General features: G+C 69.3%; 9 protein-coding genes and 1 pseudogene. 5 read left to right on the top strand and 5 right to left on the bottom strand.

Going from position 1 to position 10330, the window contains the following annotated elements:
• Positions 1 to 168: 168 nt before the first annotated feature.
• The 4 genes from ACIF8S_RS12130 to ACIF8S_RS12115 form a co-directional block, all read right to left on the bottom strand.
• Positions 169 to 996, bottom strand: a complete 828-nt coding sequence (locus ACIF8S_RS12130) for an alpha/beta fold hydrolase (RefSeq protein WP_399998907.1) — start codon at positions 994 to 996, stop codon at positions 169 to 171.
• A 223-nt stretch (positions 997 to 1219) separates the two neighbouring features.
• On the bottom strand, positions 1220 to 1594 hold the full coding sequence (locus tag ACIF8S_RS12125) for a fluoride efflux transporter FluC (RefSeq protein ID WP_399998905.1): 375 nt from the start codon (positions 1592 to 1594) through the stop codon (positions 1220 to 1222).
• The gene (locus ACIF8S_RS12120; RefSeq protein ID WP_399998904.1) at positions 1591 to 2007 is read right to left on the bottom strand and encodes a fluoride efflux transporter FluC; all 417 of its coding nucleotides are present in this window, start codon (positions 2005 to 2007) and stop codon (positions 1591 to 1593) included. Before ACIF8S_RS12120 ends, ACIF8S_RS12125 begins: the two co-directional genes overlap by 4 nt.
• A 214-nt stretch (positions 2008 to 2221) precedes the next feature.
• A complete protein-coding gene (locus tag ACIF8S_RS12115) occupies positions 2222 to 2689 on the bottom strand; it encodes a DUF1348 family protein (protein WP_399998903.1) in 468 nt (155 codons plus the stop codon).
• Positions 2690 to 3010: 321 nt separating this feature from the next.
• Between ACIF8S_RS12115 and ACIF8S_RS12110 the strand changes: the two genes are divergently transcribed.
• Positions 3011 to 3370: a DUF488 domain-containing protein gene (locus ACIF8S_RS12110; RefSeq protein ID WP_399998902.1), complete on the top strand. Its 360-nt coding sequence runs from the start codon at positions 3011 to 3013 to the stop codon at positions 3368 to 3370.
• Here ACIF8S_RS12110 and ACIF8S_RS12105 read toward each other — a convergent pair.
• Positions 3363 to 4448: an FUSC family protein gene (locus ACIF8S_RS12105; RefSeq protein WP_399998901.1), complete on the bottom strand. Its 1086-nt coding sequence runs from the start codon at positions 4446 to 4448 to the stop codon at positions 3363 to 3365. The two genes, ACIF8S_RS12110 and ACIF8S_RS12105, sit on opposite strands and share 8 nt — an antisense overlap.
• A 61-nt stretch (positions 4449 to 4509) precedes the next feature.
• Here ACIF8S_RS12105 and ACIF8S_RS12100 point away from each other — a divergent pair.
• From ACIF8S_RS12100 to ACIF8S_RS12085, 4 genes and pseudogenes are all read left to right on the top strand, one after another.
• Positions 4510 to 5525: pseudogene (locus tag ACIF8S_RS12100) on the top strand (tellurite resistance/C4-dicarboxylate transporter family protein).
• Positions 5526 to 5922: 397 nt separating this feature from the next.
• A complete protein-coding gene (locus ACIF8S_RS12095; RefSeq protein ID WP_399998900.1) occupies positions 5923 to 6753 on the top strand; it encodes an oxidoreductase in 831 nt (276 codons plus the stop codon).
• 564 nt (positions 6754 to 7317) lie between these two features.
• On the top strand, positions 7318 to 9684 hold the full coding sequence (locus ACIF8S_RS12090; RefSeq protein ID WP_399998899.1) for a molybdopterin oxidoreductase family protein: 2367 nt from the start codon (positions 7318 to 7320) through the stop codon (positions 9682 to 9684).
• Positions 9685 to 9708: 24 nt separating this feature from the next.
• Positions 9709 to 10158 (top strand): hypothetical protein, encoded by a 450-nt coding sequence (locus ACIF8S_RS12085; protein ID WP_399998898.1) that lies wholly within the window; start codon positions 9709 to 9711, stop codon positions 10156 to 10158.
• The last annotated feature ends 172 nt before the right edge of the window (positions 10159 to 10330 follow it).

Raw genomic sequence — 10330 nt, 5'->3', positions numbered from 1 at the left:
GCTGGGGCGGGCCGCCAGGATGCCCACCGCCGACCAACCAGCTCCGAGCCGGTCGCGGACAGACGGCACAGACGGTACGTCACATGACAGCACGACCGCTCGCCCGACCCAGGTGGGACTGCGTTCCGGCCCCTGTAGTGGCCGGAACGCATGGCACAGCGAGACGGCTCAACTCGATGCGAACTCCAGCAGGTCGGCGTTGAACGTCTCGGCGAACTTGGGCACCATCGCCAGGCCGTGGGGCGCGCCTGGGTACACCTTGTAGACCGCCTTCTCGACCAGTTTGGAGCTCTTGTCGCCGGCGGCGGCGATCGGGACGATCTGGTCGTCGTCGCCGTGGACGATCAGAGTGGGTACGTCGATCTTCTTGAGGTCCTCGGTGAGGTCCGTCTCCGAGAAGGCCTTGACGCAGTCGTAGGCACCCTTGATGCCGACGGTCATGCTCCAGAGCCAGAACTCGTCGCGTGTGCCCTGGGTGACCGTGGAGCCTTCCCGGTTGGCACCGTAGAACGACGCGCTCAGGTCCTTGTAGAACTGCGAGCGGTCGGTCTCCACCCCTTTACGGATGCCGTCGAAGACGTCGATCGGGGTTCCCTCGGGATTCTCGTCGGTCTTGAGCATGAGGGGCGGAATGGCGCCCACGAGCACGGCCTTGGCGACACGGTCCGTACCGTGCCGGCCGATGTAGCGGGTCACCTCACCGCCGCCCGTGGAGTGTCCGACCAGGATCACGTCGCGGAGGTCCAGTTTCTCGATCACGGCGGCCAGGTCGTCGGCGTAGGTGTCGAGGTTGTTGCCCTCCCAGCTCTGGCCGGAACGACCACCGCCACGCCGGTCGTGGGCAATGGCCCGGTACCCGTTGTCGGCCATCAGCTTCAGCTGGGGATCCCAGGCATCTGCGTTGAGGGGCCAGCCGTGGGAGAAGACGACGGGTTGGCCGCTCCCCCAGTCCTTGTAGAAGATGTCCGTACCGTCATCGGCAGTTACGAAGGACATGAGTAGTCCCTTCACGCTGTTCCGGGAACTCCGCACCGCGGTGGGGTTCAGCGCCTGTTGCGGCCGCCCTTCATCCACGCGCACCACCTGACGGGCGGTCAGCGCGGGCAGGGCCAGAAGCCGGGGGCGGCCTGAGGTCGCGTCTTTCCGCCAGCGTAACCCGACCGGCGTAATTCCAGCATGTCGAATGCCTCCGGCTCACCCCGCCGAGCGATGGCGGTGCTCACCACAGCGCCCTGGCGATCTCGGCACCGGCGAAGGACAATGCCAGTCCCACGACGACGGTCAGCGAGAGATAGCCGATCGCACCGACGAACTGGCGACCGCGTGTCATGGCGAGGAGTTCACTGGAGAACGTGGACCACGTCGACAGCGCGCCGCAAAACCCCGTCGACAGCAGCGCTTGCCCCGTTGGGGTCAACACTCCCTCGCCACCGGCCTCCACGAAGAATCCGAGCAACAGGGACGCTGCCATGTTGGCAAGGAATGTTCCCCAGTGGAACGGAGAGGACGTACGCGCGGTCGCTGTCACGCCGATCAGATAGCGTACGGGGGCGCCGACCGCGCCTCCCGCCAGCACCGGCAGCCAGTTGGTCATCGCGTCTCGTTCCGCCCCGGTGGGCGGCGACGGAGCACCGCGGCGCACATCCAGCCCAGGACCACACCCGCCATGGCGGCCGCCGGGGTGAGCAGGAGGTAGCCGACGGCGTTCCACGGCTGGTCGTTCTCCAACAGGCGCCGTGTGTCGTCCGTGTACGTCGAGAACGTGGTGAAGCCTCCGAGCACTCCCGTGCCGAGGAATGCGCTGAACCAAGGAGGGGCTGTTGGCCAGTTCCTCAACGACGAAACGAGGGCGCCCATACAGAAGCAGCCGCCCACGTTGATGACCAGCGTGGTCCAGGGGAAAGCAGCAGCGCCTTGCTGCCACATGAGGTGTGCATCGGTGCCGTTGGGCCACAGTGCGGAGACACCGAACCGCGCCAGCGCACCGGCCGCTCCGCCCACGGCCACGACTGTGACGGTCAGTATGCGTGTCGGCGCGGAGGAGGCGGGCCTGCCTTCGGCCGACACGTTCCGTGGATTGTTCCGCTGCATACGGCACTCATACGCGAGGAGGATGTTTCGCGTCTCCGACACGCCGCCGCATGCCCCGCTCCGTAGGCGACATGGCGTAGCACCGGCCGCTCAATCACGCGCCAACCGCGCCCACTTCACGACAGCGAAATCAGAATCCGAGTTCACTCAGTCCCGGATGGCCCTCCGGGCGGGGACCGAGCGGCCAGTGATACCGGCGCTCGGACTCGCTGATGGCTAGGTCGTTGATCGAGGCGTGCCGCACCGCCATGAGACCGTCGTCGTCGAATTCCCAGTTCTCGTTGCCGTACGAGCGGTACCACTGCCCTGATGCGTCATGGCATTCGTAGGCGAATCGCACCGCGATGCGGTTGCCGCCGAATGCCCACAGTTCCTTGATCAGTCGATAGTCCAGCTCCCTGCTCCACTTACGCGTGAGGAACTCGACGATCTGCTCACGGCCGGTGACGAACTCATCGCGGTTTCGCCAGCGGGAATCTTCCGTGTAGACAAGTGACACCTTGTGTGGATCACGGCTGTTCCAGCCGTTCTCGGCCATGCGAACCTTCTTGACGGCCGACTCGTAGGTGAACGGTGGTATTGGCGGGTGATCTGCCATAGCTGCTCCAGCCTTGTGTGAGGGCCTGCCGGTCGCTGCGGGCCCCGTGCGCTGCTTGGACGCCGACTTCCTCATCCAACCGTAGAACCGCGTTGCGGTGACCGCTCACTCGAAGTGGCGGACCGCGCGCCGGTGCGGCGTCACGTGAAACCGGCGGCAGGATTGCGCCATGCACGTCCGCGGTCGGCAGTGTGCGCCCCGACGATCGGCGAGTGTCCCGCACGGGACATACCCGGGTAGCGTTGTCTGTCCGGACGGCTCGCCTCCGCCGGCCCGGGCGCACACCGGGGCGCGAGAGGCACGAGATGCACGGAGGTCGGTGTGTCCACGCATCACGAAGTGCGAGTACGGCGAGCGTACGAGGAACCCGAGGACACGGACGGCGTGCGGGTGCTGGTCGACCGGCTGTGGCCTCGCGGATTGGCCAAGGAGAAGGCCGCGTTGGACGAGTGGTGCAAGCAGGTCGCGCCTTCCAGCGACCTGCGCACGTGGTACCGGCATGATCCGGACCGGTTCGAGGAGTTCGAACGCCGCTACCGCGAAGAACTCGCCGATCCGGAACGAACGGAAGCCCTGGAGCATCTGCGTGAGATCGCGAACAGCCGGACCCTGACGCTCATCACCGCCACCAGACATCCGGAGATCAGCGAGGCCGAAGTGCTGGCACGGGTCCTCAGCTGACCCGTCGCCGCGGCCCGCACCGGGCCGCGAGGGCGCAGATGACCAGGGCCAGGGCTGCTCCCGCGACCGTCAGCACCATCCGCTCCACGGCGAGCCTCCAGTCGGCTGTGCCGTGTTCCATGGTGAACACCAGCGCCACGACGGTGAGGCACAGCGACCACCAGCCGTAGCGGGCCCCTCCCACCAGTTGCATGGCGAAGACCACCACGGCGACCACCGTGACGAGTACCACCGAAGGCAGGCGCGGCATCAGCAGGAGCGCTGCCGCGCCGCCTCCGCCGAGCGTGCCGGCGATGCGTGCCCGGGCACGGCCCACCAGAACCGCGGTGTCGGGTTTGGCCACGCGCAGCGCCGTGGTCGTCAGCCATTGCGCGTGACCGAGCGGCAGCGCGGACGCCGTCGCGGCGCCCGCTGTCCCCAGAGCGACGAGGGTGGCCGCGTACCGGGTTGCTCCACGTGCACGGCGTCGGAGCGCCGTCAGGCACTCTCCGAGGGCGGGCCCCGAAGGCGAGCCCGAGACGAGGAGCACCATGCTCTGCCACCACGTGCCCAGGACGAACGACGCGGCGTACAGCCACCAGGACGTATCGGCGGCGAGGTTGGCTCCGGCCAGGAGGAACGCGAGTGCCGACATGGCCGCCGTCATCCTCAGCGGGCCGCCGGCGATCTCTCCCAGAGCCTGCGCCGCCGCCACCACGGCGGTCCCGGCCGTCAGCGCGGCCGGAACCGGGGCGGCGGCCGCGCCCGCTGTCGCGGCTGTACCGAGGCACACCACCGCGAACAGGACGACGAGGCCGGCCGGCCTGGTGTCCAGGGAGGAGAAGGACGCCAGGACGAGGTACGCGCCGAAGGCGCCCGCCAGGCCCACGTCCTCGTGCCGAAACGCCAGGCCCGCGGCCAACGGCGTCACGACCGCGAGAGACCGCCATGCCGCCGTCCTCCGGCGGGCACGGGGTGACGCGGCCTCGCTGGTTCCGTCACGCATCACGGGGTCCACCTTGATCGGCCGCACCCGCGCCGCACGGGATTGGTGGCCGTACGGCGTGCCGCCCGCCACGCGGGGCTCGGCTTCGGCCACGGGTGGGCTCTTGCGGCGTGGGCGCCCCGCCCGGGACCCGGGCCTGCCTAACATCACCGTCATGGCGTCTCCCCACCGTCGTTCGCTGCGCATCTGGTGGGCACCGCGTGCCCCGGCCGCCGGGGCCGCGGTGATGGCGACCGGCATCCTGTCGGTCGGCATCCACCTGACCGGTCACGAGGCACTGTCCCGGGTGGTACTCGTGACGGCCTGCGCCGCGTGGACCCTGCTCGCCGCGAACTTCACCCACCTGCTGCTGTCCGACCGGGCGGGGTGGGTGGCGCGGGCGGACACGCCAGGAGCGCTGACCGCCGTCGCCGCCACGGCTGTACTGGGCACCCGCTTCTCCCTGCTCGGGTGGACCTCTGTGGCGCCGCCCTCCTGGCCCTCGCGGCATTGCTGTGGCCGGCCCTTCTGATGGTGGTCGTGCGCCACTGGGGGCGACGCATGCCAGGGTCGGTCTTCCTCGCGTGCGTGGCCACGGAAGGACTCGCCGTGCTGGGGGCGACGCTGGCCGCGGTCACCTCGACGGCGTGGCTCGCTCACACCGCGCTGGTGCTCTACTGGTCGGGTCTCCTCCTCTACGCCGCCGCGCTGATGCGGTTCGACGTCCGGGAGGTGGCTCGCGGGGCCGGGGATCACTGGGTCTCGGGCGGCGCGTTGGCCATTTCCGCGCTCGCGGGGGCCGTACTGCTCGACGCGGCGGACTCCGGCATGCACCTCTGGAACGACGACGACAGCGCCGTCCTGCGCCATGCGACCGTCGCGCTCCTGGCTGTGGCCCTCGCGTGCTGTGCCGTCCTCGCGGTCTTCGAGGCGGTGCGGCCACGGCTCCGCTACGACGTGCGACGCTGGTCGACCGTCTTCCCGCTCGGCATGGCGGCGGTGGCCACCCTGTCGGTCGCCTCCACTCTCGACATCACGTTCCTCGAGAAGCCCGGCCAGGGCCTGGTGTGGATCGCACTGCCCGCGTGGGCTGCCGTCGCCGTGGGTGCCGGAGTCTCCACGTGGACCGAAAGAACCGTTCGGGGGCCGCAGTCGGCCGGACCGGCTGCGCGCCCGGACCGAAGCCAGTGAATTCGCTCTCCGCGTCGCGCGTACGGTGCCCGTTGAGCGCGCGCCGAGGCCCACCGCCTCATGGAAGCCGGCGGCGTGCGCGGGCCGAGTGGCCACCGGCCTCTGCGTCCCGCTGATCGCCCGCGGAAGGCAGCGCGATCGGTGCAACGAAGGGGAGAACATGGGCCACGTCGGTCCGTCGTGCGAACGGATCGTGTCTGTGCTGCACTTGAAGCTGACCGTCACAGTGAAGGCCGCGCGGAGACGGCCGTTGCAGGCGTCGGGCGGTGTCCGACAGCGGCAATGCCCCGCACGGACACCGGCACCGCCCGCCTGATGTGCTTACCGGCCTCGAGTTCCTTGAAGGCTTCAAGGCGCTTCGCCGTCGCGGTGCCGGTCCACCGAGAGGGGCGAAGACATGACGCAGACTTGGCTGATCACGGGAGCCTCACGCGGATTCGGCCGCGAACTGACGACAGCGGCGCTGGAGGCGGGCCATCATGTGATTGCCACGGCCAGGAAGCCGGAGCAACTCGCCGATGCCGTCGAGCGGTACGGCGACCGGGTGCGCACCGTGGCGCTGGACGTGACGGACGCCTCGGCCGCACGCCATGCCGTCAGCGAGGCGGTCGACGCCTTCGGCCGCCTGGACGTCGTGGTGAACAACGCGGGGTACGCCAACAGCGCGCCCATCGAGGAAATGACGGAGGACGACTTCCGAGCGCAGGTCGAGGCGAACCTCTTCGGCGTCTTCCACGTCACCCGCGCCGCGCTGCCCGTCCTGCGCGGTCAGCGGTCCGGGGTGTTCGTGCAGTTCTCGTCCGTGGGCGGACGTGTGGGCGGGACACCCGGGATGGGCGCTTACCAGACCGCGAAGTTCGCCGTCGAGGGCTTCTCGGAGGTCCTGGCGAACGAGGTCGCGAACTTCGGGATCAAGGTCGTCATCGTCGAGCCCGGCGGCTTCCGCACGGACTGGCAGGGCTCGTCGATGGTGCTGCACCCGGTGGGTCCCGATTACGAGGACAGCGTTGGCGCGGTGAACCGGTACCGCAGCGAGAACGACGGTAAGCAGCCTGGTGACCCCGCCCGCGGGGCCAGGGTCATCCTCGACGTCGTCGCGTCCGACGACCCGCCCCGGCGTCTGCTGCTGGGCGCGCAGGCCGTGACCATGGCACTGGAGTCCGAGAGGACCCGTATCGCCGAGACGGAGAAGTGGGCCGACGTCAGCCGGTCAGCGGACTACCCGTGAGACGGGCTGCAGGGCTGACCCTGCACGCCAGGACTGACCCTGCACGCGTCGAGCGGCGTGACCGGGACGCTTACGGGGGCTCCGGCAGACGGCCAGGCCGCGCGGGACGTCCCGGCCGGGTCACAGCGCCGGCAGCGCACCGGGCACGACCGCGCCACCCACGCGGGAGCGGCACGGCTCGGCGCGGCCCACTCGGGCACGCCACTCTGTGACGACGACCGTGCCGTCCTGCTGGCGTCGCCGCGGGTGCCGGGAGCCATCATGCGGGCCGCGTCGCACGGCACTCCGCCGTCGTATGCCCAGGGGGCCGACTCCGAGCTGCCGTGAGTCAGGGAGGAACTCGGCCCCCAGGCGTCCGGTTGCGGGCCATGTAGGCCGTTGGGAGTATGGAGCGACTCCACAACGCTCCACGCCGCCCCAGGTCCAGGGCCCTCCTCAGCAACAGGACAGCGGTGGGCCGTATCCGGGCGCTCGAAGTGGCAGCTTCAGGTATGCATCACCCCGGGCAGGCGATCGTCGGCGACAGTCCGTTCGCACCGTGGGACAACCGGAGGACGGTGAGCGATGAACGCCGACCGTATTGCTGACATCTGGGGGGCGCGTACACCGCATACGGGAGGCACGCCGTGGCCCGAGCGAGTGGACCAGTTCCTTGTCGACGGCGTGCGCGAGGAAGACGTCGACACGTGGGTACGGGGGGCGTGCTTGCTCTGCTCCAACGGCTGCGGCCTGGAGATCGCGGTCCGCGACGGCACGATGGTCGGGGTCCGGGGCCGTGCCGAGGATCGGGTCAGTCACGGCCGTCTCGGGCCGAAGGGCCTCTACGGGTGGCAGGGTGAGCAGCACGACCGGCTGACCACGCCGCTGATCCGGCGTCACGGCCGGCTCGTGGAGACTGACTGGGAGACCGCCATGACCAGGGTGGCGAAACGGTCTCGCGAACTCCTCGACAGCAAAGGGCCCTTGAGTCACGCGTTCTACACCTCGGGCCAGCTGATGATCGAGGAGTACTACACGCTGGCGGTGATCGGTAAGGCGGGGCTCGGCACGCCGCACATGGACGGTAACACCCGGCTGTGCACCGCGACCGCTTCGGCGGCGTTCCAGGAGTCCTTCGGCTCGGACGGCCAGCCCAGTTCCTATACGGACATCGACAGCTGTGACACGTTGTTCCTCTTCGGTCACAACGTCGCCGAGACCCAGACGGTGTTGTGGGCGCGAATGCTCGACCGTCTGGCGGCCGAGAACCCTCCGAAACTCGTGTGCGTGGATCCCCGTCGGACCAATGTCGCCGAGCACGCCACGGTGCACTTGCCCATCCGCAACGGGACGAACCTGGCTCTGATGAACGCCTTGGTGCACGAGCTGATCGCCCATGACCGGGTGGACCGTACGTACGTCGACGCTCACACGGTGGGGTTCGACGAGCTGCGGGACCTGACCCGCGGGACGACCGCCGAGTGGGCGGCCGAAATCTGCGGCGTGCCCGCCGACGACATCCGCGCCGCGGCCGAGATCTTCGGTACGGGTGAACGGGTCGTGTCCACCTGTTCCATGGGCTTCTACCAGTCACATCAGGCCACCGCCGCCTCCTGCCAGGTCAACAACATGCACCTGCTGCGCGGCATGCTCGGACGTCCCGGGGCGGGGATCCTGCAGATGAACGGGCAGCCTTCCGCCGAGAACAACCGGGAGGCCGGCTGCGGACCCGCGCTCCCGGGGTTCCGCAACTGGGACAACCGCCGGCATGTGAGTGAGCTCGCCGAGTTGTGGAACGTCGACCCGATGGTCATCCCGCACTGGTCGCCGCCCACCGACGCCAATACGATCTTCCGCTACGCGGAACAGGGATCGGTGGGGTTCCTGTGGATCGCCGGGACCAACCCCGCGGTGTCCCTGCCGGACTTGGGACGTATCCGTCGCATCCTCTCCGGTGACCAGTGCTTCGTCGTCGTGTCGGACGGCTACCGCACCGAGACCACCGAACTGGCGGACGTGGTTCTGCCGGCGGCGCTCTGGGCTGAGAAGACCGGGACGTACACCAACGTCGACCGCACGGTGCACCTGCAGGAGAAGGCCGTCGAACCCCCCGGACAGGCCCGCGGCGACCAGGAGATCTTCACCGACTACGCCCGTCGTCTCGATCTGAGGGACGCCGCCGGCCGCCCTCTGCCGGCATGGGACACTCCCGAGGACGCCTTCGAGGCGTGGAAGTCGGCCAGCGCGGAGCGACCGTGCGACTACTCGGGTCTGACCTACCACCGTCTCCATGACGTCGGCGGCATCCAGTGGCCGTGCACCCAGGACGCGCCTGAAGGGACCGAGCGGCTGTACACCGACGGCGTCTTCAACACCGACGTCGACAGGTGCGAGACCTACGGACACGACCTCTCCACCGGAGCGCCGGTCAGCGAGACCGCCTACCGGGCACGGCGCGTCGACGGCCGTGCCCTGCTCAAGGCCGCTCCCTACGAGCACGCGTTCGAGGAACCCGACGAGGCATATCCCCTCCGGCTGACCACCGGCCGCACCGTCTATCACTGGCACACGCGGACCAAGACCCGCCGCAGCCGGCAACTCGACGACGCCGCTCCCTCCATGTGGGTCGAGCTCTCCGAGCCCGATGCCCGTCGCCTGGGAGTCGACGAGGGAGACATCGTGCGCGTCACGTCGCGGCGGGGCAGTGTAGAGGCGCCGGCACGGATTTCCGGGGTGCGTGAAGGCGTGGTCTTCGCACCCTGGCACTACGGGGGCCCGGCCTCCGCGGCGAACGAACTCACGCTCACCGGCTGGGATCCGGTGTCCAAGCAGCCCGAACTGAAGGTGGCCGCCGTCACCGTCGAACGGATCGCCGCCGGATCGGGCCCGGCACCGGCTCCGCGCGGTACGGCGTCAGCACCGGCGGCGTCACCCCGACACCTCGCCACCTGACGGTTGGGAGCCATCATGCATCTCGTGACGTACCTCGACTTCCAGCGCGCGCACCAGATCACCGTGGCCTCCAGTTGCACAGTGGTCTCCGAGGGCCATCCGGGGGACGCCGACGTGCAGTGGACGACAGCGCGTTTCGCCCGGCAATGCCGGGAGCAGGCCGACGTCCTCGCGTCCTCGTCGGCGTTCCTGGGCAGCCCTTCGCAGGCTGCCCCGGAGCGCATGCACGTCGCAGGTCTGACATCGGCCCGGTCCGGCCCTGCGGGCCTGCTCCGCGATCTGCAGGAGCTCTACCAGCTCGTCAGTCTCTCCGACATCACCTGGTCACTCGTCGGGCAGGCGGCGCGGGCCGTCCGCAACCGCGAGCTGATCCGTGTCATCGACGACTGCTCGGCGCAGACCACGGCTCAGCTCGACTGGCTTCGCCTGAGCATGAAAACGATCGCGCCGCAGACTCTGCTCGTGGCGACCTGACACGGGTACCACAGGGCGGACAACGCTCACGACGGTCGCGAGCGTGAGGCTGGCAGTGCGGAGGCACACGGTCCGCTGCCCGCTGACGACGAGTGCGATCACGGCGGGCGGAGCGTAAGCGTAGGAGCTGTCCAAGGCATCGGCAACAGCCGCTCCCCCAAGCTGACGTAGC

Origin of the sequence: Streptomyces sp. NPDC085937, assembly GCF_044540535.1 — a bacterium.
GTDB lineage: Bacteria > Actinomycetota > Actinomycetes > Streptomycetales > Streptomycetaceae > Streptomyces.
This window is presented reverse-complemented; position numbering and strand designations above follow the sequence as displayed.

Excerpts from the sequence above, each read along its gene's own strand:
- ACIF8S_RS12115 (WP_399998903.1), bottom strand. The coding sequence starts at position 2,689 with ATGGCAGATCACCCGCCAATACCACCGTTCACCTACGAGTCGGCCGTC.
- ACIF8S_RS12125 (WP_399998905.1), bottom strand. The coding sequence starts at position 1,594 with ATGACCAACTGGCTGCCGGTGCTGGCGGGAGGCGCGGTCGGCGCCCCC.
- ACIF8S_RS12095 (WP_399998900.1), top strand. The coding sequence starts at position 5,923 with ATGACGCAGACTTGGCTGATCACGGGAGCCTCACGCGGATTCGGCCGC.
- ACIF8S_RS12090 (WP_399998899.1), top strand. The coding sequence starts at position 7,318 with ATGAACGCCGACCGTATTGCTGACATCTGGGGGGCGCGTACACCGCAT.
- ACIF8S_RS12130 (WP_399998907.1), bottom strand. The coding sequence starts at position 996 with ATGTCCTTCGTAACTGCCGATGACGGTACGGACATCTTCTACAAGGAC.